Source organism: Arthrobacter sp. H35-D1 (assembly GCF_030063185.1).
Taxonomy (GTDB): Bacteria; Actinomycetota; Actinomycetes; order Actinomycetales; family Micrococcaceae; genus Specibacter.
The window spans coordinates 55,385-79,233 of sequence record NZ_JASISP010000006.1; the positions used below are offsets into that span (position 1 = coordinate 55,385).

Annotated in this window: 21 protein-coding genes; 10 read left to right on the top strand and 11 right to left on the bottom strand. The window is 62.5% G+C overall.

Annotated features, from left to right (window positions below; translation table 11 throughout):
• Window position 1: 1 nt before the first annotated feature.
• From QMG25_RS09025 to QMG25_RS09035, 3 genes are all read right to left on the bottom strand, one after another.
• Window positions 2-385 (bottom strand): nuclear transport factor 2 family protein, encoded by a 384-nt coding sequence (locus QMG25_RS09025; RefSeq protein ID WP_283459437.1) that lies wholly within the window; start codon window positions 383-385, stop codon window positions 2-4.
• A gap of 411 nt (window positions 386-796) precedes the next feature.
• A complete protein-coding gene (gene ilvA, locus QMG25_RS09030) occupies window positions 797-2,050 on the bottom strand; it encodes a threonine ammonia-lyase (RefSeq protein ID WP_283459439.1) in 1,254 nt (417 codons plus the stop codon).
• Between the two features lie 846 nt (window positions 2,051-2,896).
• A complete protein-coding gene (locus QMG25_RS09035) occupies window positions 2,897-3,424 on the bottom strand; it encodes a DUF2127 domain-containing protein (protein WP_283459441.1) in 528 nt (175 codons plus the stop codon).
• A gap of 40 nt (window positions 3,425-3,464) precedes the next feature.
• On the opposite strand from QMG25_RS09035, the gene QMG25_RS09040 reads away from it, so the two are divergent.
• Both QMG25_RS09040 and QMG25_RS09045 read left to right on the top strand, forming a co-directional pair.
• Window positions 3,465-4,037 carry a Chromate resistance protein ChrB gene (locus tag QMG25_RS09040; protein ID WP_283459443.1) on the top strand — a complete coding sequence of 191 codons (573 nt, stop codon included), beginning with the start codon at window positions 3,465-3,467 and terminating at the stop codon, window positions 4,035-4,037.
• Between the two features lie 11 nt (window positions 4,038-4,048).
• A complete protein-coding gene (locus tag QMG25_RS09045) occupies window positions 4,049-5,251 on the top strand; it encodes an MFS transporter (protein WP_283459445.1) in 1,203 nt (400 codons plus the stop codon).
• Here the strand turns inward: QMG25_RS09045 and QMG25_RS20520 are convergent.
• Entirely contained in the window at window positions 5,228-5,617 is a 390-nt protein-coding gene (locus QMG25_RS20520) for a cation transporter dimerization domain-containing protein (protein ID WP_502866373.1), read from the bottom strand. The genes QMG25_RS09045 and QMG25_RS20520 overlap by 24 nt on opposite strands.
• Before the next feature lie 278 nt (window positions 5,618-5,895).
• On the opposite strand from QMG25_RS20520, the gene QMG25_RS09050 reads away from it, so the two are divergent.
• A complete protein-coding gene (locus QMG25_RS09050; RefSeq protein WP_283459447.1) occupies window positions 5,896-6,306 on the top strand; it encodes a hypothetical protein in 411 nt (136 codons plus the stop codon).
• A gap of 1,162 nt (window positions 6,307-7,468) precedes the next feature.
• On the opposite strand, the gene QMG25_RS09055 is transcribed toward QMG25_RS09050, so the two are convergent.
• The 3 genes from QMG25_RS09055 to QMG25_RS09065 form a co-directional block, all read right to left on the bottom strand.
• Entirely contained in the window at window positions 7,469-7,954 is a 486-nt protein-coding gene (locus tag QMG25_RS09055; RefSeq protein ID WP_283459449.1) for a Clp protease N-terminal domain-containing protein, read from the bottom strand.
• Between the two features lie 349 nt (window positions 7,955-8,303).
• Window positions 8,304-8,837, bottom strand: a complete 534-nt coding sequence (locus tag QMG25_RS09060) for a cupin domain-containing protein (RefSeq protein ID WP_283459451.1) — start codon at window positions 8,835-8,837, stop codon at window positions 8,304-8,306.
• Window positions 8,838-9,001: 164 nt separating this feature from the next.
• Window positions 9,002-9,268: a hypothetical protein gene (locus QMG25_RS09065; protein WP_283459454.1), complete on the bottom strand. Its 267-nt coding sequence runs from the start codon at window positions 9,266-9,268 to the stop codon at window positions 9,002-9,004.
• Between the two features lie 565 nt (window positions 9,269-9,833).
• Here QMG25_RS09065 and QMG25_RS09070 point away from each other — a divergent pair.
• Complete coding sequence (locus QMG25_RS09070) at window positions 9,834-10,058, top strand: helix-turn-helix domain-containing protein (protein ID WP_283459684.1); 225 nt, start codon at window positions 9,834-9,836, stop codon at window positions 10,056-10,058.
• Entirely contained in the window at window positions 10,055-11,290 is a 1,236-nt protein-coding gene (locus QMG25_RS09075) for a type II toxin-antitoxin system HipA family toxin (protein WP_283459455.1), read from the top strand. Before QMG25_RS09070 ends, QMG25_RS09075 begins: the two co-directional genes overlap by 4 nt.
• Before the next feature lie 305 nt (window positions 11,291-11,595).
• Here QMG25_RS09075 and QMG25_RS09080 read toward each other — a convergent pair whose 3' ends face one another.
• The 4 genes from QMG25_RS09080 to QMG25_RS09095 form a co-directional block, all read right to left on the bottom strand.
• On the bottom strand, window positions 11,596-12,672 hold the full coding sequence (locus QMG25_RS09080; protein ID WP_283459686.1) for a glycosyltransferase family 4 protein: 1,077 nt from the start codon (window positions 12,670-12,672) through the stop codon (window positions 11,596-11,598).
• A gap of 17 nt (window positions 12,673-12,689) precedes the next feature.
• Entirely contained in the window at window positions 12,690-13,619 is a 930-nt protein-coding gene (locus tag QMG25_RS09085; RefSeq protein ID WP_502866374.1) for an alpha/beta fold hydrolase, read from the bottom strand.
• Between the two features lies 1 nt (window position 13,620).
• On the bottom strand, window positions 13,621-14,454 hold the full coding sequence (locus tag QMG25_RS09090; protein WP_283459459.1) for an aldo/keto reductase: 834 nt from the start codon (window positions 14,452-14,454) through the stop codon (window positions 13,621-13,623).
• 92 nt (window positions 14,455-14,546) lie between these two features.
• Window positions 14,547-15,509, bottom strand: coding sequence for a sugar-binding transcriptional regulator (locus QMG25_RS09095; RefSeq protein ID WP_349307124.1), 963 nt, complete (start codon window positions 15,507-15,509; stop codon window positions 14,547-14,549).
• A 224-nt stretch (window positions 15,510-15,733) separates the two neighbouring features.
• On the opposite strand from QMG25_RS09095, the gene QMG25_RS09100 reads away from it, so the two are divergent.
• From QMG25_RS09100 to QMG25_RS09120, 5 genes are all read left to right on the top strand, one after another.
• The gene (locus tag QMG25_RS09100) at window positions 15,734-17,452 is read left to right on the top strand and encodes a glycerol-3-phosphate dehydrogenase/oxidase (RefSeq protein WP_283459463.1); all 1,719 of its coding nucleotides are present in this window, start codon (window positions 15,734-15,736) and stop codon (window positions 17,450-17,452) included.
• Between the two features lie 80 nt (window positions 17,453-17,532).
• Window positions 17,533-18,273: an MIP/aquaporin family protein gene (locus QMG25_RS09105; RefSeq protein WP_283459464.1), complete on the top strand. Its 741-nt coding sequence runs from the start codon at window positions 17,533-17,535 to the stop codon at window positions 18,271-18,273.
• Window positions 18,274-18,341: 68 nt separating this feature from the next.
• Window positions 18,342-19,856 carry a glycerol kinase GlpK gene (gene glpK / locus QMG25_RS09110; RefSeq protein ID WP_283459465.1) on the top strand — a complete coding sequence of 505 codons (1,515 nt, stop codon included), beginning with the start codon at window positions 18,342-18,344 and terminating at the stop codon, window positions 19,854-19,856.
• Window positions 19,857-20,125: 269 nt separating this feature from the next.
• The gene (leuS, locus tag QMG25_RS09115) at window positions 20,126-22,630 is read left to right on the top strand and encodes a leucine--tRNA ligase (protein ID WP_502866375.1); all 2,505 of its coding nucleotides are present in this window, start codon (window positions 20,126-20,128) and stop codon (window positions 22,628-22,630) included.
• A gap of 116 nt (window positions 22,631-22,746) precedes the next feature.
• Window positions 22,747-23,808 carry a DegV family protein gene (locus QMG25_RS09120; protein WP_283459467.1) on the top strand — a complete coding sequence of 354 codons (1,062 nt, stop codon included), beginning with the start codon at window positions 22,747-22,749 and terminating at the stop codon, window positions 23,806-23,808.
• Window positions 23,809-23,849: the final 41 nt, after the last annotated feature.

Consider the following 23,849-nt stretch of genomic DNA (forward strand, 5'->3'; position numbering starts at 1 on the left):
TTCAGTGAGCGGGCAGCGCGATGAGGTAGCTGTCGGCCTCGAGCACTTTCGCTGTTTTGGCCGCTCCGGCGAAACGCAGGACATGGCAAAATGCCTGCCGTGTACCATCGTGGAGAACGAGCACGCCGTCAACGCTGGCCCCGCGCCCGTGCGTGAGCAGGGATCCGAAGGACACTTCTTCAACCGGGGGAGTTGCCGCTATCCACTGGCGCACCCCGTCGCGGCCTTCCAAAATGCGTTGCCCCAGGATCCTCCATGCAATGTCGTCGGCAAGGACTGAGTCCACATGGTCGGCGTCGTGCTTGGCGAGCGCGATGACGAGTGCGGCCAGGAGCTCCCTTCGGGGAGCATTGCCGCAGTCCGGCAACCTGTGAATCGTGACCATTCGCCGAGTGTACCCGGTGATGGGGCTCGGGCCCCAGCCTTCGCTGGAGGACACGGATACCGTCGGTCTGGGGTACGGCCACGGTCAGCGTGGATATAGCGACATGACAGCCAGTGTCACCTATACGCTCTGGCGCAATCCAAACGACCGCTCCGACCCCATCAACTTGGCGGACCTCGACGAGCAGATGCGCCGGGGGCACGAGCACGTTCCGCCATGGCCGCGGCGCCGTGACGGCCGTGCTTCCACGCGCCGAGCTTCAGCGCATCCCCGTCGGCTTCACGGCCCGGCACTAGCGTGCTGTGTGCCGGCGTTCCCAACGAATGGCTGCGGCTCGGCTTGCGGTGCGAACACGCCATGCGCATTTCCATGACGAACGTGGGCCATGACGAACGTGGAAGGGAACAACCGTCAGGCTTTTTCAACAGCGGGAAACCCCACGTCGTATCCGAGTCGCTTAAGCTCTGAAATGATCTCCACTTTGTGTTCGCGGCCTTTGGTCTCCACCTTGACGCCGATCTGCACATCGGTTGCCGCGAGCCCGCTGCTCGTTCGGTCATGCTCCACACTCACCACGTTGCATTCCGTTCGTGCCAGTGCTGTGAGGAACTTCACCAGCGACCCGGGCCGGTCGGGCAGGCGTACTATCATTTCCATGAAACGCCCGGCCGCTGCAAGGCCGTGCAGCAGTACCCGATCAAGCAACAAGGTGTCGACGTTCCCGCCCGACAGGACGACGACGACAGGCCCCTTCAGTCCTTGCGCACCGTCGAGCAGGGCAGCAACACCCACGGCGCCGGCAGGCTCGACAACCAGCTTGGCGCGCTCGCTCAAGAACAGCATCGCCTCGCCGATCTGTTCCTCCGTCACCGTACGAATCTCGGCCACGTGCTCGCGCACAATGCCCAAGGTCAGCGCACTTGGCACAGGTACGGCGATCCCGTCGGCAATTGTCGCCATCCGGGTCAGGCGTACCGGAGCCCCCTGGGCCAACGAAGCCGGGAACGCTGCCGCTCCCTCGGCCTGCACCCCGACCACCCGGGCACAGGAACCGGAGAGATGCACGGCAGCGGCCACCCCTGCGAGCAGCCCCCCGCCTCCCGTAGGGACGATGATGGTCGCGACCTCCGGCACCTGCTCCAAAACCTCAAGGCCCAAAGTGGCCTGGCCGGTGACGATGTCAACATGATCAAAGGGTGGAATAAAAACACGGCCGCTTGCGGCCGCCTCGTCTTGTGCCAATTCGATGGACTCCGCCAAATCTTCCCCGGCCAAACGCACCTCGGCACCGTAGCCGCGGGTGGCAGTCACTTTTGGAAGTGCAGCCCCGGTCGGCATGAACACCACGCAATCAATCCCCAGCTCGCGTGCGGCCACCGCCACGCCCTGGGCATGATTTCCCGCGCTTGCGGCTATGACTCCTCGGTTGCGCTCCGCTTCGCTCAGCGCCGATAGCCGCGTAAAGGCACCACGGAGCTTGAACGAACCAGCGCGTTGCAAGTTCTCACACTTGAGCAATACCGGAACCCCTGCCATGGCGCTGAGCGAGGTGCTGGTCTCTATCGGCGTGCAGGAAGTCACGCCCCTGAGCAGTTCCCTGGCTTGCTCGATTTCGGAGAGACGGATCGGCGAAGTGTCGTCGTTGACCGGGATCGCTGCAGACATGATGAGACTCCTCCACCTAAAATAGCTGTACCCGCCAGAAGAACGTGTCCCACTCGTTTGCTTGCACATGGGCGGCCTGAACACGGGCACGGGGCTGGAATGTCCCGCCTCTCGCACGTTCTGGCCTGCTGCAAACCGCCCACCTCGTTCGGGAGTAATCTCCCTCACCATAAGACCTGCAGTGCATGCACGGCTAGCTTGGGCAAGGCTGGTTCATGATCCGGCCGAGTCAGGGACAGGATTCACCGTGCCGCGGACTGCGCGCTCGAGGCCGTCGCGGCCCGGAATCAAGCACCGGCCAGGGGCCCCTGCGGGATCTCTAGCTCCGTATAGGAGCCCACGCTGACTGTCACCACAGAATCCTCCTGACCTGCGGTGATGCAACGGCCCAAGTCACGACAATTCTCCGTTTCGTGTCACTTTCCCTGCGCCCAGTATCATCTGTTGATGGAACTAGGCGCACCTGACCCGCTCAAGCTACCCTGGATCCGTTAGAGCACGGCAAGAACCGAGACAACGTGTCGATGGGTCATGGCGGGTCCCCACATGAGTTCGTCACCCGTCCCGTATGGGGCACAGGCACAGGACGGATCAACGGACGGGGCAAACGAAACGGTCAGCAGCCAGTGCTTGCAATGATGCAGGCCACACGTGGGCGTGTTCTGTCGAGGACCCGTCTTATGGGACGATTTTAAACGTCTATACGGGACACGCTTCAAGGACGCCGAATCTGCAGATTGTGCAACAAACTCGCACTGGCTGTCGGCTGTCGGACACGCAATCGCAGTGCAGACGACTTTGGACATGCAGTGCAGTCGTCTTCGGCAAACGACAAGCTCTCCGGTTTCACTGCTGGCCGGGTTGGGTTTGGGCGCTTCGGGTTTTGTGTGCACGGTATTCGTGGATGGTGAGGAAGACGATGAAGATGTCAAAAGCGGTTAGGAGCGCCATTCCGATGTTGAAGCCGACGACCAGCTGGTAGCCCTGGTAGGCGATGAAGACCAGCAGGAAGGCGACCATCCATGGGTAGGCCCAGACTTTGTCCTTGAGCACCGCCCAGACCAGCGCGATTTTCACGAGCCCGTGGAGGAGCAGGTATACGGCCCCGAACAGGGAGGCGGAAACGGTCAGGGTCCCGGCGTAGTGCACCAGCATATTGGCAATGAGGTCATGGGGGTCCTCGGAGAGCTCATGCTGGGTCAGGAACCGGGCCACAGAGCCGAGCTGGGCCGGGGAAACCAGCAACAACAGAATGCCACCAATCAATTCAAGGACCCCGTCCAGGCCCTTGAGGATAAGGCTGACCTGGAAGGTCTTATCGAGCAGGGCCCGGTCCCCGGTTGCCTCTTTCGGTGCATTGCTGATTTCTCGCATTACTTCACTTCCTAAAGTAACGGCTGTTACAATCCTTATTGTGGCACAGAATATTGAGTGGGTCCTGATTATTGTTCAGATACCGTCCGAGCCCTCGCGGCACCGGGTGGCCGTGTGGCGCCAACTGCGCAAGACCGGAGCCGTCCCGGTGTCTTCCGGCGTTTGGACGCTCCCGGCCGGCCCGGTGTTTCAGGCGGAGCTGGACCGAGCTGCAGAATTGAGCCGTAAAGGAGGTGGAACGTTCGCTGTGATCGATGCGGCCCCGCGGGATGAAGCCGCAAGGGCTTTGCTGCACGACACCTTCAAGGCTGCCCGCGTGGACGAATGGGCTGAATTTACCGCCGATTGCGGCAAGTTCGAGGCCGAGCTCGCCAAGGAGATCGCCAAGGAAAAATTCACCTTCGCGGAACTGGAGGAAGAAGAGCAAAGCATGGAGCGGTTGCGGCGCTGGTACCGGGACTTGAAGAAACGCGATGTCCTGGACCTCCCCGAGGCCCGGGACGCCGACCGGCACCTGCGCGTATGCAACAACGCTCTGGATGGGTACGCGGAACTGGTGTACCAAGCTGTCCACGGCACGGCGGAGGACACCGACCGAATCACCGGAGGGTGACGAACATGCCCATGCCGCCCCCTCAAGCCGGCATCGCGCCCATCAAAAACCACCGTCCTTCGGCACGGGGCCTGGCTCCGTTGTACGCGGCAGGATTCACCACAGCTTTCGGTGCACACAGCATTGCCGCCGGAATCGGCGCCGAGTCCCACAATCTCGGCATTGCTCTGTTGACCTTCGGGGTGCTGCTGGCCGCCTACGACCTGGCCGAGGTCATCCTCAAACCAGTCTTTGGTTCCCTCAGCGACCGGATCGGGGCCAAGCCAGTCATCATCGGTGGCCTGCTCGCCTTCGCGGTCTTCTCCCTTCTCGGGATCTTCGCAGCCACTCCCGCCGCGCTGGGCTTGGTCCGTTTGGGCCAGGGTGCCGCGGCGTCCGCGTTCTCCCCGGCCTCTTCTGCCGCCGTCGCCCGCTTGGCGGGTCCCGCTGCTGCCGGACGCTACTTCGGTAAGTACGGGTCTTGGAAGGGGCTCGGCTACGTGCTGGGGCCCGTGATTGGGGCAGTACTGATCCTGGTCGGTGGACTGCCTGCCCTGTTTCTGGCCCTGACTGCCATCTCCTGCGCTGCGGCACTGTGGACACAATTTGCGATGCCGGAACTTCCGGTGCTGCCACGCCCCCGCTACACCGTCATCGACCTCGCCCGACAGACCGGGCAGCGAGGATTTCTCATCCCGACCATGGTACTGGCCGGAGCCACCGGAGCCTTGGGAGTCGCCGTCGGCTTCCTGCCACTGCTCGGCACTTCCCTGCACCTGTCGCTCTTTGGAAGCATGTCCGTCGTGGCGCTTCTTGCCCTGTCCTCCACACTTATCCAGCCCTGGGTGGGTCGGCTCAGGGATGAAGGGGATGTTTCCACCGGGGCGGGAATGGCGGTCGGCCTGGCCCTGATCGCCGCCGCGCTCTGCACCTTGACGCTGGTGCCGGGCGTCGCCACCTTGTACCTGGCCGCCGTCGTCCTTGGTGCCGGGATCGGCATCACCACCCCGCTGGGATTTGCCCACTTGGCCGCCACCACGCCGCCCGAACGCATGGGACAGACCATGGGGACAGCGGAAATGGGACGTGAAATCGGCGATGCAGGCGGCCCGCTTCTGGTGGGCGGGATCGCCTCAGTTGCCAGCCTGGCCGCGGGATTGGGAACCCTCGCCATTGCACTGGCTGGCATGGCCGCGCTGTGTGCCGTCCTCCTACGCCAGCGGCCCAGCCGCTAATCGGGTGGCTGGCAGGGAAACCTGGCGAATACAGCCGTCATCGCACTGACTTGCCCTTCCGTCGGCCCTGCCCCTGGGCAGGCGGATTGTTGCGCAGTTCCAGGAGCACACAGTCCCTGCATCGGGCCGTTCACGGCAGCACTTCAGCTGCTTTTTACTGGGAAGGACTTCGGTGAGGCGGTGTTCGGCTTCATGGGCAATTGTCTCCGCGGCCGAGAGCGGCCCTTCGGCGACGACCAAGGTGGCTGCACCGTGGAGTCGACGGCCCACCCAGCGCAGCTGCAATCTCCCGACGCCGAGAACGCCAGGGGTATGCTCCAGCGCGGGCTCGGCTCGGTCGAGAAGTGAGGGCTCATTACCGTCCATGAATCGGCGGCCAAATGCTGCGCACGGTACCCCACAACAGGACCAGGATCGCCGCACACTCCGCAACGTAGAACACGACCACCAGAATGGACATGAAAACCCGGACCTTGAAGCGCCCGATCACTGACGGGTCGACAACCGACAACTGTTCCCGCAGAGCGTTGGGCTTGAGAAACTAGGGAAGTGCGCGAACTGGCCGGTGCCGACCCGCCTAGGGTCATGTCGTGTGAACCGGGATCCTCTGGAATCGACCAGCGTGTCACGGTAGTCTTTCGTGCATGCGCCCATTGATTCATGAAGATGATCTGAGCCCGGCTGAGGCTGTCGCCAAGCTGCTCGACGCCAAGGGAGACAGAATTACGTCGGTGATCCCGCCCGGCTACGAATCGTATGTGCGTATCCTCAATCCGATCGAGCTTCGAGACGGCTCCACTGTCTCCTGGACGGATGTCGAGAACAGGAACGGAGTCGAGCCTCGGGCATGGATGCAGTGGCCCGAGTTCGCGGCCATTAAAGGTGCTGTGCTTCCCGAGGGCTACTGGAGGGAACCCGATATGGGGAATCCACCCGTCAGTCTCGCAAAGCGACTCATCGAAGCACTTAATCCGGATCAGAGCACCCATTATTTCGCGTCCTGGGCCGGGTATGCCATGGAAATACTGCAACCGAAAGTGATGTTCTCCCCGTAGCAACGCGAGATGGTGCTCTACTCCGGAAGTTTGATCGATGAGCATCGCGCTCTACTCCTGCCGACCACGCCGACTGGGCGTGTCCCGATGTAGTGGTGGCTTTCGGATCTTCGCTGGTGCGTCGGTCAGGACATCTACGCGCGAAGCCTCTTCGTCGGATGCACCCGGAGCACAGCGCAAACGATCTTCGAGGATCCCGATCTTGATGCATATCCCATCAGCCGCTCAGATACCGTCCCCACCGAAGAGTTTTGACGGGACGGCATCGGTCAGATCGACACTCTCTTCCCAACTCGGCCGTCTCAAAACCTATAGGTCGCGAGACACCATTGATTTAGGCAGGTTTCCCGCAGAGCGTTCCTGCTCCAAAAAATCCCTCTCTTGCCTTGCATCTCTGCAGCAGCGAGCATGGACGCATGGTAATCGTGGAAGATATCTTGCTGGCGGCGAAGCCTGCGCTTGAGGAAATTCTGACTCCAGATGAGCTCGGCAAACCCGGGTGGACGTGGTGACGGCGAAAATGAGCCGGTCCTGCCAGCAGCGCCCCTCAGGGAGAACTTGCTTCTGAGAGTCATTGTGCACGATGAGCAACTATGAATCTGGCTATATCCCGCCGAAGACGCAATCGACTTCAAGGCCCGTCTCCGCAGCGATTTGCAGGATTTCGTTGCGGAGAGCGGCTTCGGCTGGGGAGAGCTTCGCGGGTGATGTCCGGTACGGGGTCCCCTGTGGGCGGGGGAACTGATGTGCTGACGACTTCTGACATTCTGTGCAGTCGCCTTCTGAAAACGACATACCTCTACAAGTGGACGGTACAGCCGGGGACGGGGGTACAGGTAGCTGGCAATATGTTGACGGCGACCAGGTGAGCATCGCATCTGGACAAACCAAGCACGCCTTCCCATTCAAGACGTGCAACGGCCTGGGCAGTGGTAGCTGGCTGTCTGAGATTCCCGGCGTCAATCAAGAGTTTGCCGACCTTGCCTGCGGGTAGTACCCTCGCCCCGACCACTGGCCCACGTCCCAGTGGAGGTGGGCCAGGTCCCGGACAGCTCGGCCAGTTCGGCGCTGGTATGCCGACCGGCGCGCCACAGCGGGCTGGAGTTAGGGCTGCCGACCGCGCAGCTGGCAACCTTCATCTCCGGGGCTCATCGTGATCAGGTTAGCCGGACGTGGGCGGGGGATCGTTGCCTGTCGCCCAGCCCTGACCAGCCGATCGCCCCTGCGTAAGCGCCGCCATTATCCGCGTTTGCGCACCGTCTCGATCCACACCCGCAGCGACCAGCGCCCGATCCAGGCGGTCGCCATGGACACTCAGCACCCCGAACAATAGGTGCTCGATCCCGACGTGATCGGAATGAAGCGCCCGCGCTGTGCGCTGCGCCGCCTCGAGGGCGTCCAGAGACCCGCGGGTGAACGGCAACGATTCTGAGGTGTCTTGCGGACCAGGGGAGGCGAAACTCATTATCGCAACACGCACCTCGTTCGACCGGACGCCCAGCGCCACATCCACCGCGTCCGGATCAGCGTGCAAAAGCCCCAAGAGAAGATGCTCGGGACCGATGAACGAGTCATGCATCATCCCCCTTGACTCTTCCTGAGCCAGGACCACCGCCCGCCGGGCATCGTCGGTGTAGTTCTCAAACATCTTCGAACCGCTCCTGCCCTTAAGCGTAGTCTTCGCGGCGCGCCAGCACCACGCGCGCGCCTCCCGATGCGCGCATGCGCGGAAGAGCGCACGTCCCGGCACGCGCCGTCATGAGCGTGGTCCGCCGGTGCGGTAGCTTGCAGGCGCCGCGGGACAACGACAGCGTGTCCATGAGGTTGGTGGAGTCGACCTGGGGCGCGGTGCCGGGATTGCTTTCGGTCCGTCTGCCGAGGCCGCTCGCCGAACCCTCCATACCGGTCCCTCGGCAACAAGCCTTCACGGTGATTGCCGTTAGGCGTGGATGGGCAGGAGCCAGGAGCCGGGAGCCCGGGATCCTGCTACCGCGGTATCAGTAACGGGTGACCGGCACCGATGCGATGTTGAACAGCTCGATCCCGTCCGCTGTCGGTCTGCGCCACCGGCCGTTGGGGCCGGCGAGGTGACGGCGGACGTCCTTCCAGTTCCAGCGGTGCAAGTGCTTCCACCACCGGATCACCCTGTGCCCTGCGACGTTCTCCGGTGAGCCCAGGGTGTGTTTGCAGACTGCCTGCCGGAAGTAGTTGGCCCAGTCGCGCCTGATCCGGCTGAGCCGGATCAGCATGTGGACTTCTCCCTCAGTGATCGGGCAGTGCTCCACACCCTGGGGAACGATAAAGAGCTGCCCTGGATTGAGGGTGACGTTCCCGTCGCGCAACTGGATCGTCAGCTCGCCGGCAACGACGAGGAGCAGCTCGTCGGTGTCCTGATGGGCGTGCCAGACGAACTCGCCTTCGAGCCTGACGACCTTGATCTCGTAGCCGTTGAGCCGCGTCAACGCCTTGGGCTGCCAATGCTCGAAAAACAAGGACAGCCTCTCGGCGATGTCCAACGCTTCGCTGGCCATGGTTCAATCCTCGCGCGTCTGAATACGCGTCGGCCAGTTCCAGCCCGCAAGCCGTTCCCAGTGACACACCAAACTTCTCCGCGTGGCTTTCCGGTTTTGGTCCTGAGCCCACGTCCGTAGGGGCCGGACCAGCAGAGAATTCCGGCTCGTTGTAGCGGTGGCGCCTATGGGGAAGGTCGCAACTCGACCTCCCCATTCAGAATGACAAGTTGCACCTCTGGACAAACGGGCCCGGCAACCACAACTTTCTGACCCGAAGCGAACTCGACGATGACGTCGCCCGGGGTACAGCCATAGCCGAGGATGCTGGCGCCGCCCCATGCTGACACTGTGACTTCTTCTTCGCCCGTTGAGACGGTCACGTCGACAGGGCTTTCATTGCTGATGGTGAGGTCGCCAGCGCTGCTACACGCCGTCAAGGTTGCTGCCATGGTCAAAATGACTAGCCCACTTCGTAGGAACCCGTTCCAGTTTCTCATCGAATCCTTCGCCAATGGTTGCCCAATCATTTCGTTGATGTTCATTCTATGGGGCCTCAAATCGTCAGAGGCACGATAGAAGCCATGCCCTTAGGCGAAGGAACGAAGACCGTTGAGCCTTCCCCTGCGAAACGGTGTGAACCGAGAGTCATTGCGTTTGGCGTTGCGACATTTATCGCTGCAAAGAATGTGTATTTGATTTGTTGGCTAAAACTCTGGCCTTCACCCATCCTGCACGGTGACGTCCAGCCTGGAAACCACTCGAATCCGCCCAATTCGAGTACGGGGCCAACGGTCGTCATTGTCGTTGCATAGTCAGTGGCCGCATATGACCAGCTGTGATACTGAACTGCAGAGGTGATGCGGCCAACTATAGTTCCCTGGCGTCGGAATTGATGCAAAAAACCATATCAACGACTATGATCTGAATCTTCGTATCACGGCATCGCCCGTGTTGATCGGGAGGCTCAACGTGTCGAAACAAATAGCGAAGATCCATTCACCGGCTGATCTGGGGATGGCTTTGCAGCAGGCGAGGCTGGCTACAGGGATGTCCCAGAGGGAGCTTTCCGCTCGGACGGGCGTCACCCAGAGCGCTATCAGCAATCTGGAGTCCGAGAGCTACACCCTCTACGCCGCAAGGCTTTTCAAGCTCTTGCGCGAATGCGGTGTGACCATTACTGCTGAGTGGGACGACTGCGCTGAGCCGGTTCGCAGCGCTGAGAGTGGGGGACCGCAATGAGACTTCACGTTGAGTTGAGTGGGCAGTTCATTGGAGAGCTGAACGGTGACGAGCGCACATTCGACTTCACACCGGCACGCGCCGCTATCGATCATTTCGGGTTGGGTAGCCGGGCATTATCCGTCGCTGTGCCATTGGTCGCGCGGCCGAACAGGGCGCATGCGTCGCGGCGGCGGAACTTCTTCGAGGAACTCCTGCCGGAAGGAGACCAGCTTGAGTTCATGCTGGCGATGGCCGGGTTGCGCAGGCGCGATACCTTGGCGTTCCTGGCCCGGTTCGGGCGCGACATCGCGGGCGCGCTTCAGCTCTGGGACGCTGACGATCCTGCGGAGCCACAGGCCCCACAAGCTCGACCGGTGTCGGAGGAGGATGTGCACGTTCTGCTGACTGAGCGCGCAGTGAACCCGCTCGCGAACTCCGGCGTTCAGAGCAAGACGTCGCTCGCCGGCGTGCAGCCGAAGATCGTTCTTGCCCAGCTGGACGGCGGGTGGCACCAAGTCTTCGGCGGTTTCCCGTCGACGCACATCGTGAAGCCGATGGTTTCAAGCCGGCCCACGGAAATATTCGACGAAGAGTACGGGGCGCGATTCACCCGTGCGCTTGGCGTTGCCAGCTTTGACACCCATCTTGCAAACTTTGGCAGAACCGACGCGCTCGTAATCCAACGGCTCGACCGCGATCTCGCAGTTCCCGGTGGGAGGGTTCACCAAGAAGACTTCAACCAGATCCTCGGAGCCGCCGGGAACCAGAAGTACCAGATGCATGGCGGCATCGTGAATCTGAAGCGCATCGCTGACGTGCTGAGAACTCATGGTGAGGCACACGATATGCGGCAGCTTGCCGTCATCACAACCCTCGGCGTCGCCATTTCAAACCTCGACATGCACGCGAAGAACTTGGGTCTCCTACATCATGCCGATGGGCACATTGCATTGGCGCCAGCGTATGACTTTGTTCCTCACGGTCTTCGCGAGGGGCTGGATGGGCAGCTGGCCCTCGCTGTGAACAAGAAGTACCTGCACGCGACCGTCACCAAGGATGATCTCGTCCGCGAGCTGAGTTCGTGGGGCCTCCGCGGCGCTAAAAACATCGTCAACGACACGCTCGAACAGGTGCAAGTCATTGCTGCCAGGGAGGGCCCTGTTGCCCAGGCTGCGGCAGGGTTGGCCGAGAACGCGAGTGCCACTGTGAAGAATCTGCTCGCCGGACGCGCAGCGGGGCAATGGGGATAGAGCAGCGACGACCAGCGACGACAGATGGATGCGTTAGCTCCAGCATGGCGTCTCGGACTTCCAGGCCTCGTTCTAGTTCCCGTGGGCCATGCCTCGAGTCTTGGCCTCCAGCACCTGGCCACCAAATAGCCGACCACGTGTCCCGGTTAGAAGATTGGACATACGGGTTGCGCTCGTGTCCCGGTAGAGGTTCCCTTTAAGGAGCAACCACTAGTTCTGTGCCGTCCGGTTCCTCGATGCGCGTGTGATGGACGGTGGTGACACGAAATCCGGATTGGTAACACGCCAGTGACATGAATTCCGGGTTAGTGACACGCAGCTCCGGGTCTTGCACTCCCCAGTTCCTGGGCAATCGACAGCAGTTCCCGTGCCGAGGCGTCCCAGCTGAAAGTTTCCGCCTGCGCCACGGACGCGGTCGAGCTGGCCGCCCACTTCTCCTGGGAATCCAAGGCGCGCACGGCCGCGGCAAAGTCGTGCGGGGAGTCGGCCGGCACGTAGTAAGCGGCCTCGCCGCCCACTTCGCGGAAGATCTCGGTGTCCGCCACCACCACGGGGGTGCCCAGCGCCATGGCCTCGACCAGTGGCAAGCCGTAGCCCTCGGCTTTGCTCAGCGTGACAAGGGCCGTGGTGCGCAGCAGCAGCTCGTCATACTCGGCGTCCGTGACGCCGTTGTGGAAGACCACTTTCGTCCCGATCGGGACCAGGGCTTCCAACTCCGCGCGCCGCTCGTCAGTGATGCGGCTGAGTAAATTCAGCGTGAAGTCCGGCAGCTCGGCCATGCCGCGGATCAGTGTTTCAACATTCTTGTACGGCATGAAAGAACCCATGTAGGCCAGCGACTTTTCCGGTGCAAGTGAAGGATCGCGCGGGGTGCGCTCGGTTTGGGGTGCGTTGCCAATGATCCTCACGGGGCGCTTGGTGAGCTTGTGCTTGCGCATCAGGGCCAAGGTGGTGTGGCTGATGGTGGCCACCACGTTGGCCCTGTTCAGCAGCACCCGCTGGGGCCAATAAGCCTTGTGATACAGGCGCCAAAGCACCCTGACGGGTGCCGGCAGGAAACCGGGAGGCGCGGGATGTTCATAGTAAATGAGGTCGTGCAGCGTTAGCACCAGCGGGTATTTCCGTCCCCAGCTGCCCATGGTCTGCATGGGACAAAACACCAGATCTGCGCCCAGCTTGTTCACATGCCGGGCAACGAACAGTTCCAGCGGCGACAGCGGGGAGTTGATCTTCACCCACGGCAACGCAGGCAGCAGGGCCAGCTGGCGTTCATCGTGGATCAGCATTGTCACCTCCGCATAGGGCGCGACGGCGGCCATGAGGGAAGCGCCGTAGCGGCTGATGCCGTCGTGGTGGTCCATTCTGGTGAAACGGGCATCCATGACGATCCTTGGCTTGCTCACGGGGCGGGATGCCTTTCCAGAAAGTCGATGATGGCGGCGGCGGCCGGTGCGGGAGTCTCGTAGTGGATCAGGTGGCCGACGTTGTCGATGACCACCAGCTCGGCGTCGGGCAACAGCTTCACCAAGGTGCGTTGGGTGGGGAGCGTGGCAATCTCGTCCAGCTCTCCGGCGATCATCAGTGTGGGCAGCGTGAGCCGGGCAGACACTTCACGTACCGTGCCGCCGGCGGAGGCCTGGAACGCTTCAAGGAGCATGTCCCGGTTGGCGAAGTCGCTGAAGTAGGCGTGGTGTTGGCCGTGGATGAAGGCCAGCAATTCCTTCTCGCGGGTCTTGGCCATGGTGACACTCATCAGGTGGACTATCAGCTTGTTGCGCAGCAGCGCATTGCCCAACGGGTCCGGTAGCTTGGCCGCGGCCCAATAATAGAAGACAGCCAGCTGGGTCATGACGCCCTTGGCGCCCTCCAAGGCGGGGGATGCGATGGGGTTGATGAGAATCAGCGGATGCACGCGGCCGGGGTGGGCGGCCACAAAATGACTGACGACGATTGAGCCGAAGGAATGGCCCAGCAAAACTGTGTCGGGGCCCAAGTGAAGGGCCTGCAGGAAGGCGTCAAGGAAAGCGGAGTAGCCGGAAACGTCGTGCCTGCCGCGGGCAAATGCCGGACTGGCGCCAAAGCCGGGCAGGTCGGCCATGATGATCCGGTAGTCAGGCAGCAGCTCAACCACCCGCTCAAGTCCGTGGTGGTCGCCGCGGAAACCATGCACCATGACAAGGGTGCGCGTGGCCGTTCGCCCGTCAGCCGGGGCATAGTTCCAGTAGTGCACGGCTGTGCCAGCAACCTCCAGGACGTGGGCGGAAATCCTCCCTGCCAGGTCAACGGCGAGGGGTGAGGGATCCGGCGTCGTGCTTCTCTTCACAGCCACCCTAGTTCACCTGGCTGGGGTGCGACCCCGCACGCCGGTCTTGGTCAAGGGCGTCGACCCGGGCCATCGCGGCGTCGTCGAGGGTGAAGGAAAAAACATCCAAATTCTCCCGGATGCGTTGCACGGAGCTGGCCTTCGGGATCACCAAGTGGCCCGACTGGACGTGCCAGCGCAGCACAATTTGGGCAACCGATCGCCCGTTCTCGGCTGCGAGCGCCTGCAGGACGGGGTCGTCGAAAATGGCGCCGCGGGCCAAGGGGCTCCAGGCTTGGGTGGCAATGCCCAGCTGCGCGTGCAGGGTGCGCAATTCGGTTTGCGCCAGCCACGGGTGAAGCTCAATCTGGTTGACGGCCGGAACAACCTCGCAGGCGTCCAGGAGCTGGTGGAGGTGAACAGGCTCGAAGTTGCTCACGCCAATGGCACGCACCCGCCCTTCCCTGTAGAGGGTTTCGAGGGCCTTGTAGGTGGGGATGAAAAGCCCCTGCTCGGGGCAGGGCCAGTGGATCAGGAACAAGTCGAGATAGTCCAGGCCCAGCTCTTCCATGCTGGCGTCAAAGGCCGCCAGGGTGGAGTCGTAGCCCTGCTCGGTGTTCCACACCTTGGAGGTGACGAACAGTTCCTCGCGTGACATTCCGCCGGCCACTGCGCGGTTCACCGCAGTGCCCACACCTGCCTCGTTGCCGTACAGGGCGGCGGTGTCCACGGTGCGGTAGCCGGTGTCCAGGGCGGTGGAGACAAGATCGGCGCAGTCTTCCGCGGGGACCTTGTAGACGCCGAAGCCAAGGACATCAATGTCGACACCGTTGTTGAGCGTGTGTTTGGGGGAGCGATGCATAGCTACGACTTTACCCACTGGCGCCGCGGGTGGCGCATTGCCGCGCGGCCGTCCGGGCTTGCAGCTCTGCCGGCCTGGCGACCCGGCCGGGCCTACAGGCCGTCAAGGCCGTGGAGCAGGCCGAAAATCGGGTCCGACGCGTGGCTGTCCTGTTCCACCAACTCCCGTGCCGTGGTTTCATCCAGGATCAGGTCGGTGGCCAGACCCGCCGCCAACGCGCCGCGCAAGCCCTTGATCTTCTGCCGCCCGGAGACCACGCAGATCCGACGCCGGACCTTGCGCAGGCTTTCCAGGCTGGGTCCGCTGGAGCGGTCGTTGAGCACAATGCCGTCGTCGGAGCCGTCGGCGCGGAAGAACACGGTGGCCACATCCCCGGCCACCCCGCTGGCTTCCAGGGAATCAAGGTCGGTGGAATCGAGGTAGCCGCCGGAGTACACGTGGCTGGGGATTTCAGCATCCATGGATCCCACGCCAAAAATGGCGGTGGTCATGCGCTCTTGCAAGTCGAGGATGCGCCGTACGCTGCGCTCCTGCCACATCAGGGTCTTGGTTTCGGCATGGTCAAAGAACGCTGGAACGGGAAACTGTTCCACCTTGGCCCCATAGGCGGTGCCGAAGCGGCGGATGATTTCCGAGGCGTAGGTGATGCCGGAGGTCTGCGTGTTGCCTGCTCCGTTGAGTTGGACAATGGTGCTGCCGTGGGTGGTCTTGCTTGTCAGGTGCCGGCTGACCGTGCTCAGGGTGGACCCCCACGCCACCCCAATGACCGCATTGGAGTCCACAAGCGGGCCAATGGTGCGTGCAGCCTGCATGCTGACCCGTTCGAGCACTTCGACTTCATTGAGCATGTCGGAGACGGGAACCACGTGCACATCCACGTGGTGGCGCGTGCGGATGACGCGCTCGAGCTCCGGTGCCCGGTCCGAGGGAGTCTTGATTTGTATCTGTACAAGACCGGTTTCGCGGGCTGCGGAAAGCAGCCGGGAAACGGTGGATCGGGAGGTGCGCAGCTCACGGGCAATGGCGTCCATTGTCTGGTCCTGCAAGTAGTACATTTGTGCAGCCCGGAGGGTGTCTTGCTGTTTTGTTCGGCGTGAAGACACAGTATCTCTTCCCTTTCTGCACATGCGTGCACCACTGTTGACTATATTTTCCATCTGTTCAAACAATAATGGGAACAGGCGCGGACAGCGCAATCAAACGGGACTCGAATGAGGTCGATGTGAGAATCATAGGCAACGCTGGCAATAATCATGATTCAACGAACCCGGTGCCTGCTGTGCGCGCACAACTGGAGGCACTCAAGGAACGCCCGCATGCACGGGTGTTGATCATTGGAGGTGGAATCAATGGCGTCGGCACGTTCCGCGACTTGGCCTTGCAGGGCATCGACGTGGCCCTGGTGGAACGCGGGGACTACTGCCAAGGCGCATCGGGTGCATCGTCGCACATGATCCACGGCGGCATCCGCTACCTGGAAAACGGCGAGTTCCGGCTCGTGAAGGAATCCGTGGAAGAACGCAACGGGCTGCTGAAGATCGCACCCCATTATGTCAAGCCGCTGCAGACCACCATTCCCATCTTCAGCACCTTTTCCGGGATACTCAGCGCCCCCATCCGTTTCCTGACACACAAGCAGGGCAAGCCCCAGGAGCGCGGCGCGTTCTTGATCAAGGTGGGCCTGACCCTGTACGACTTCTTCTCCCGCGACGGCGGCACCGTGCCCCGCCACGATTTCAAGTCCCGCAAAAAAGCGCTGGCCGAGCTGCCCCAGCTGCCTGCCGACCTGAAGTACGCAGCCACCTACTACGACGCCTCGGTGCACAACCCGGAGCGGCTCACCCTCGACGTGCTCCAAGACGGTGAGAAGGCCGGCGGAACCACGGCGGGCACCGGACAGGCCCGCCCCAGCAACTACGTTGCCGTCACCGCTGTGAAGGACGACGGCGTCGAACTCACCGACCAGCTCACGGGCGAATCGTTCATGTTCACCGCCGACGTCATCGTAAACACCACGGGCGCCTGGGTCGACATGACGAACTTGGCCATGGGGTCGGAGACAAAGTTCATGGGCGGCACAAAGGGCTCCCACATCGTCCTTGACCACCCGGGCCTGCTGGCTGCGTGCAACGGGCGGGAAATCTTCTTTGAGCACACCGACGGACGCATTGTGCTGATCTACCCGATGGGGGACAGGGTTCTGGTGGGCACCACCGACGTCAATGCCGACATGGCCGCGGACGCCGTGTGCACCGAAGCCGAGATCGACTACTTCTTCGACCTGATCGGTCACGTCTTCCCCAACGTGTTGGTGACCCGGGAGGAGATTGTGTACAGCTTCGCCGGTGTCCGTCCGCTGCCCAGGCACGATGAAACAGCTCCCGGTTTCGTCTCCCGCGACTACCGCATCGAGCGCGCTGACAACACCATTGCCGGGGCCAGTGTTCCCGTACTGAGCCTTGTCGGCGGAAAATGGACCACTTTCCGGGCACTGTCAGAGCACATGAGCAACGACGTCCTGTCGATTCTCGGGGAACAGCGTAAAATCTCCACCGCAAAGTTGGCCATTGGCGGCGGCGTGAACTTCCCCGCAACAAGCGCCGACGTGGAATCCTGGATTGCATCCCACACCAGCGAGTCCGTGGACGCCACGCGTGCCGGGGTTCTTCTCACCCGGTACGGAACACGCGCCGAGGACGTCATTGTCCATCTGTTGGCAGGCAAGGACACGGTGTTTGACTCGACCGGAGAACTCAGCGACCGGGAAGTGGTGTTCATGGTGGAGAACGAGCAGGTGGGGCATCTCATCGACGTCATGATCCGCCGCACCTCACTGGCCTTCCGCGGCCTCGTCACCAGCGAACTGCTTGCCGAAACCGCTGCTGCGCTGGCCGGTCCGCTGGGCTGGAACGAAGCCCGCGTGGCCGATGAAATCAGCCACAGCATTGACATTCTGGCCCGATTCCACGGTGTCCAGGTACAAAGCTTGATTGCCTAAGGCCCCTAGGGCACAGGGGCCTCAAGAAGGCTGCACACAGGTGCGCCTTTCCACGCAGTACCAATCAATGGGAGTCAAAGATGTCTCTTGGAATAGTGTTCGCATCCGAAGTGATGGGAACAATGATGCTCACCCTGCTGGGTTGCGGTGTCGTCGCCAACGTTGCACTGAAAGGAACCAAGGGTAATTCCGGCGGCTTCCTTCTAGTCAACTGGGGCTGGGGTTTGGCCGTTTTCTCAGGTGTTTTCGTCGCCGCGAAGTCGGGTGCCCACCTCAACCCCGCTGTAACTGTCGGAATTCTGGCCAACGGCCAGGCTGAATACGCCCCGGGTGTGGCAGTAACCTTCGCCTCCACCATGACCTACTTCGGAGGTGAAATGGTCGGTGCGATTATCGGTGCAGTGTTCTGCTGGGTTGCCTACAAGCAACACTTCGACGCAGAGCCGGATCCCGCCGCGAAGTTGGGCGTGTTCTCCACCGGCCCTGCCATTCGCAGCTACGGATGGAACGTTGCCACCGAAGTCATCGGCACCTTTGTCCTGGTGTTTGTCATCCTGCACATCTCCAACGGCCCGGCCGAACTCGGCGCGTTGCCCGTTGCGTTGCTGGTTGTTGGAATCGGCGCCTCCCTCGGTGGTCCCACCGGTTACGCCATCAACCCGGCCCGTGACCTGGGCCCGCGCATTGCCCACGCCCTGCTTCCCATCAAGGGCAAGGGCTCCAGCGACTGGAGCTACTCCTGGGTGCCTGTTGTGGGTCCTCTGGTAGGTGGCGCCTTGGGCGGTCTTGGCGCAGCCTGGCTGCCCCTGGTGGTCGGCTAGACCGCGTACCCGAAGAACAAGCAAGTGCTTAGCGTTTTTAATGTGAATCACAAGCAAAGGAAACAATGATGTCTCAGTATGTAATCGCCATTGACCAAGGCACCACGAGCAGCCGTGCCATTGTGTTTGACCACGACGGCAATATCGTCTCCAGTGGCCAGCTTGAGCATGAGCAGATCTTCCCGAAGGCCGGCTGGGTGGAGCACAACGCCACCGAGATTTGGAACAACCTCCGCGAGGTGATTGGCACGGCCCTTGCGCAGGCAAACCTGACCCGCCACGACATTGTCGCCGTTGGCATCACCAACCAGCGCGAAACCGCCGTCGTTTGGGACAAGAATACCGGTGTCCCCGTCTACAACGCCATCGTGTGGCAGGACACCCGCACCCAGAGCATTGTCGATGAACTGGCGGCCGACGGCGGCGTCGAGCGTTTCAAGGCCAAGGTGGGCCTGCCACTGGCCACCTACTTCTCCGGCACCAAGATCAAATGGATCCTTGACAACGTTGACGGGGCCCGTGAAAAGGCTGAGGCCGGGGACCTCTTGTTCGGCAACACCGACAGCTGGGTCACCTGGAACTTGACCGGCGGCACCGACGGCGGTGTGCACATCACCGACGTCACCAACGCCTCCCGCACACTGTTCATGGATCTGGAAACCCTGCAGTGGGATGACGAGATCCTTGGCATCTTCGGGGTTCCGAAGTCCATGATGCCCACCATCAAGTCCTCCTCCGAGGTCTACGGGACCGTCCACGGCAGCCAGTTGCTGCGCGAGGTCCCCGTGGCTGGCATCCTGGGAGACCAGCAGGCAGCAACGTTTGGCCAGGCCGCGTTCGAGAAGGGCGGCGCCAAGAACACCTATGGCACCGGCAACTTCCTGATCGTCAACACCGGCGAAGAAATCATCCATTCCAAGAACGGTCTGCTGACCACTGTCTGCTACCAGCTCGGGGACGCGAAGCCCGTCTACGCCCTGGAGGGGTCCATCGCGGTGACCGGCTCACTGATCCAGTGGCTGCGCGACAACTTGGGCATGATCAAATCCGCACCCGAGGTGGAAGAGCTGGCCAAGACGGTCGAAGACAACGGCGGGGTGTACATCGTGCCTGCCTTCTCCGGCCTGTTCGCACCGTATTGGCGTCCCGATGCCCGCGGAGCCATCGTGGGCCTGACCCGATTCGTCAACAAGGGCCACGTTGCCCGCGCGGCCCTTGAAGCGACGGCGTTCCAGACCCGCGAGGTGCTCGACGCCGCCAACGCAGATTCAGGCGTCGACATGGAAGACCTGAGGGTCGACGGCGGCATGGTCGCCAACGACGCGCTCATGCAGTTCCAGGCCGACATCCTGGGCATTCCCGTCATCCGTCCGAAGGTCACCGAGACGACAGCCCTGGGTGCAGCCTATGCAGCCGGACTGGCAGTCGGTTTCTGGAAGGACACCGACGAACTGGCCACCAACTGGTCCGAAGACAAGCGTTGGGAACCGAAGATGGACCCGGCCGAGCGCGACCGCCAGATGCGCCTGTGGAAGAAGGCCGTCACCAAGTCCATGGACTGGGTCGACGACGACGTGAAGTAGCACGCACACCAGCGGTACGTGCCGCAGCCTACGTCGAGAAGGGGCCCCGCCCGCTACGCGGACGCCCGAAGCCGCACCCGGGCCCCTTCTCGACTGCGGCTGCAACACGGCCCCAGTCCCAGTGCGCTAAAGTGGAGGGGTGCACAACTTTCTTCGCCTTAGCTAACCGCAAACATGATTGCGGTATGCCCCTTGCCTGGTCGAGGGGCTTTTGTGTGTGACGGGCAGGAAGGTGCAAGAAGCCATTGATGAACGAAGAGGCAGGGTACGTGAGCGTGCAGTCCCAGACTGAAGAGAACAGCGAAGAGGGCGTCTACAGTTTCGCCTCGATGGAAGCCAAATGGCCTGCCGTCTGGGATGAACTGAACGTTTTTGCACCACTTGACGACGGGTCAAAGGAGCGCCGCTACGTTCTTGACATGTTCCCGTACCCCTCGGGAGACCTGCACATGGGCCACGCCGAGGCCTTCGCCATGGGCGATGTTGTTTCCCGCTATTGGCGCCAGCTCGGCTACGACGTGCTGCACCCGATCGGCTGGGACTCCTTCGGCCTGCCCGCGGAGAACGCCGCCATCAAGCGCAACGCCCACCCCAGCGAGTGGACATACGCCAACATTGACACGCAGGCGGAGTCGTTCAAGCGCTACGCCGTCTCCGTCGACTGGTCCCGCCGCCTGCAGACCTCCGACCCGGAGTACTACCAGTGGACGCAGTGGCTGTTCAAGCGCTTTTACGAGCGAGGGCTGGCCTACCGGAAGAACTCGCCCGTCAACTGGTGCCCCACGGACCAGACCGTCTTGGCCAACGAACAAGTGGTCAACGGTGCCTGTGAGCGCTGCGGCACGATTGTCACGAAGAAATCGCTGAACCAGTGGTACTTCAAGATCACCGACTACGCAGACCGCCTCCTTGATGACATGGACGCGCTGAAGGGCCACTGGCCCGACCGTGTGCTGGCCATGCAAAAGAACTGGATTGGGCGTTCCGAAGGCGCCCACGTCACGTTCGTGATCGAGGCCGCCGGTGCGCAAAAGCCGGAGCAGGAACTGACCGTTTTCACCACCCGCCCCGACACGCTGTACGGCGCCACGTTCTTCGTGGTGGCAGCCGACGCCCCGCTGGCGCTTGACCTTGTCACGGCCGAAAACGCAGAGGCCCTGAGCGAGTACCGCGAGCAGGTCAAGGCCCTCAGCGACATTGAGCGCCAGTCCACCGAACGGCCCAAGTCCGGCGTGTTCACGGGCCGCTACGCCATCAACCCGCTGACGGGTGAAAAACTGCCCGTCTGGGCTGCCGACTACGTCCTGGCCGACTACGGCACGGGTGCCATCATGGCCGTTCCCGCCCACGACCAGCGCGACCTTGACTTCGCCCAAGCCTTCAACCTGCCGGTTCGTGCCGTGCTGGATACCGGCATGGACGACCCCGCCGAAAGCGGCATCGCCAGCACCGGTGAAGGCAGCTTGATGAACTCCGGAGCGCTGAACGGGCTCTCCAAGGCCGACGGCATCCCCGCCGCCATTGAGATCCTGGACAAGTTGGGCACCGGCGAGAAGTTCGTGAACTTCCGCCTGCGTGACTGGCTGCTGTCCCGCCAACGCTTCTGGGGCACCCCGATCCCCATCATCCACTGTGCCGACTGTGGCGAGGTGCCGGTTCCCGACGAGCAGCTGCCCGTCCGCCTGCCGGAGAACCTGCGCGGCGCGGACCTCTCGCCCAAGGGCACGTCCCCGCTGGCTGCGGTTGAAGCATGGGTCAATGTGCCCTGCCCGAAGTGCGGCGGTGCAGCCAAGCGCGACACCGACACCATGGACACGTTCGTGGACTCCTCCTGGTACTTCCTGCGTTTCGTTTCCCCGGAGTACACCGAAGGCCCCTTCGACCCGGCCAAGGTCAACGACTGGATGCCGGTGGGCCAGTACGTGGGCGGCGTTGAACACGCCATTTTGCACCTGCTCTACGCCCGCTTCTTCACCAAGGTCATCCACGACATGGGCATGATTGAGGCCACCGAACCCTTCAGTGCACTGCTGAACCAGGGCCAGGTGCTCAACGGGGGCAAGGCCATGAGCAAGTCACTGGGCAACGGCGTGGATTTGGGCGAGCAACTGGACAAGTACGGGGTGGATGCCATCAGGCTCACCATGGTCTTTGCAGGTCCCCCGGAGGACGACGTCGACTGGGCGGATGTTTCGCCGTCGGGCTCGGCCAAGTTCCTGGCCCGCGCTTGGCGCCTGGGCAACGACGTGGACAGCGAACCCGGCATCGATGCGGCAGCCGGCGACGCAGCACTGCGCTCACTGACGCACCGCACCGTCCACGAGGCCAAGGCGCTGCTGGAAGGGCACAAGTTCAACGTGGTCGTCGCGAAACTCATGGAGCTCGTCAATGCCACCCGCAAGGTGATTGACTCCGGTGCCGGCGCGCAGGATCCTGCCGTGCGTGAAGCGGCCGAAGCCGTGGCCATCGTGCTGAGCCTCTTTTGCCCGTACACGGCCGAGGACATGTGGAATGCCCTGGGCCACCCGGCCTCCGTGGCAAATGCAGGGTTCCCGGCCGTGGACCAGGCGCTCCTGGTGGAGCAAAGCGTCACCGCGATTGTGCAGATCCAGGGCAAGCTCAAGGACCGCCTCGAGGTGTCCCCGGACATCACCGAGGCCGACTTGCGCGAGCTTGCACTGGCCTCGGACGTGGTCCGAAAGGCATTGGACGGCCGTGGCATCCGCACAGTGATCGTCAAGGCGCCTAAGCTGGTCAATATCGTTCCTGCCTAGGCAGCGCAAGGCCACGGCGTTCAAGTGCCTTCCCCGCCACAGGGCAGGGAAGGCACTTTTGGTTTGCAGGACACGTGGCGGCGGGGTAGCAGGACCGCCCCGGGAAAGGGGGAGTCGTGACGGACACGGCAGCAACGGCGCGGGCATGGCTGCTCCATCAGGTCCAGCGCCTGCGCCCGAAGACTGGCGCTGAAGTTGCCGGTGCGGAGCCTCCGCCGTCTCCTCGGATCGCCATCGTCACCGACTCGGCTGCGGCGCTTCCGGCGGAATGGGTCAGTGAGTTCGTCCAGCACGGCCTGCTGACGGTGGTGCCGATCCCCGTGATCATTGGCGACGACGTCTATTCAGATGACGACGCCGAACTTGAGGCCCACATTTCGCTCGCCTTGGCTTCGGGTACCTCGGTAAAAACTTCACGCCCTTCCCCGGCGCAGTTTGAGCGCGCCTACAAAAGTGCCGCCGAGGCCGGCTTTGACGCCGTTGTCTCGCTCCATATTTCCAGCAAGCTCTCAGGCACGTGCGAGGCGGCAAGAATGGCCGCGGAACGCGCCGGCATTGCGGTCCACGTCATGGATTCAGGCACGGTGGGCATGGGCCAGGGCCGGGGGGTGCAAGCGGCCATTGCCTCCTCCGTCCTGGGCGGCGGTGCCAAGGCGGCAAGGGCGGCTGCGAGCACTGCCCTGGAGGCCACCGCCATTTACTTTTATGTGCCCAGCCTGGAACAATTGCGCCGCGGCGGTCGGATCAGCCTTGCCTCGTCTTGGCTGGGCACAGTGCGTGACATCAAGCCCATCCTGGGCATCAAGGATGGAAAAGTGGTGCCGCTGGAAAAGGTGCGCTCCGCCTCGAAGGCCATCGCCCGCCTGGAAGCCCTCGTTGCCGCTGAGATTGCCGGCCGCGGCGCAAGGGACACGCAAATCAGCGTCCATTACTTTGGCAACGAAGCGCAGGCACGCACACTGGGCGAATCGATTGAAACGGGCAGCCCGGGGTTGGCGGCGGCAACTCTGACGCGCCTGCCAGCCGTGCTGGCCGCGCATGCCGGCCTGGGTGTTTTGGTGGTGGTCGTGGCGGATGTGTTGGCTCCGCAGAACATCGTTCCCCAACCGGAGGTTCCGTCCCCGTCCGAGGGCATGCCACACCGAGATGTTCCCCCACAGCAGGGACCCCGGAACTAGTTGCCCACATCCTGACCAGCGGCCATGCGCCGCTGGTCTTT

Coding starts and splice junctions, on each gene's coding strand:
- QMG25_RS09090 (WP_283459459.1), bottom strand. CDS start 14,454: ATGCATCGCTCCCCCAAACACACGCTCAACAACGGTGTCGACATTGAT.
- QMG25_RS09070 (WP_283459684.1), top strand. CDS start 9,834: ATGGCTTTGCAGCAGGCGAGGCTGGCTACAGGGATGTCCCAGAGGGAG.
- QMG25_RS20520 (WP_502866373.1), bottom strand. CDS start 5,617: ATGGACGGTAATGAGCCCTCACTTCTCGACCGAGCCGAGCCCGCGCTG.
- QMG25_RS09065 (WP_283459454.1), bottom strand. CDS start 9,268: ATGGCAGCAACCTTGACGGCGTGTAGCAGCGCTGGCGACCTCACCATC.
- QMG25_RS09045 (WP_283459445.1), top strand. CDS start 4,049: ATGCCGCCCCCTCAAGCCGGCATCGCGCCCATCAAAAACCACCGTCCT.
- QMG25_RS09055 (WP_283459449.1), bottom strand. CDS start 7,954: ATGTTTGAGAACTACACCGACGATGCCCGGCGGGCGGTGGTCCTGGCT.
- QMG25_RS09105 (WP_283459464.1), top strand. CDS start 17,533: ATGTCTCTTGGAATAGTGTTCGCATCCGAAGTGATGGGAACAATGATG.
- QMG25_RS09095 (WP_349307124.1), bottom strand. CDS start 15,509: ATGTACTACTTGCAGGACCAGACAATGGACGCCATTGCCCGTGAGCTG.
- glpK (WP_283459465.1), top strand. CDS start 18,342: ATGTCTCAGTATGTAATCGCCATTGACCAAGGCACCACGAGCAGCCGT.
- QMG25_RS09025 (WP_283459437.1), bottom strand. CDS start 385: ATGGTCACGATTCACAGGTTGCCGGACTGCGGCAATGCTCCCCGAAGG.
- QMG25_RS09050 (WP_283459447.1), top strand. CDS start 5,896: ATGCGCCCATTGATTCATGAAGATGATCTGAGCCCGGCTGAGGCTGTC.
- QMG25_RS09035 (WP_283459441.1), bottom strand. CDS start 3,424: ATGCGAGAAATCAGCAATGCACCGAAAGAGGCAACCGGGGACCGGGCC.
- QMG25_RS09075 (WP_283459455.1), top strand. CDS start 10,055: ATGAGACTTCACGTTGAGTTGAGTGGGCAGTTCATTGGAGAGCTGAAC.
- QMG25_RS09060 (WP_283459451.1), bottom strand. CDS start 8,837: ATGGCCAGCGAAGCGTTGGACATCGCCGAGAGGCTGTCCTTGTTTTTC.
- ilvA (WP_283459439.1), bottom strand. CDS start 2,050: ATGTCTGCAGCGATCCCGGTCAACGACGACACTTCGCCGATCCGTCTC.
- QMG25_RS09080 (WP_283459686.1), bottom strand. CDS start 12,672: ATGGATGCCCGTTTCACCAGAATGGACCACCACGACGGCATCAGCCGC.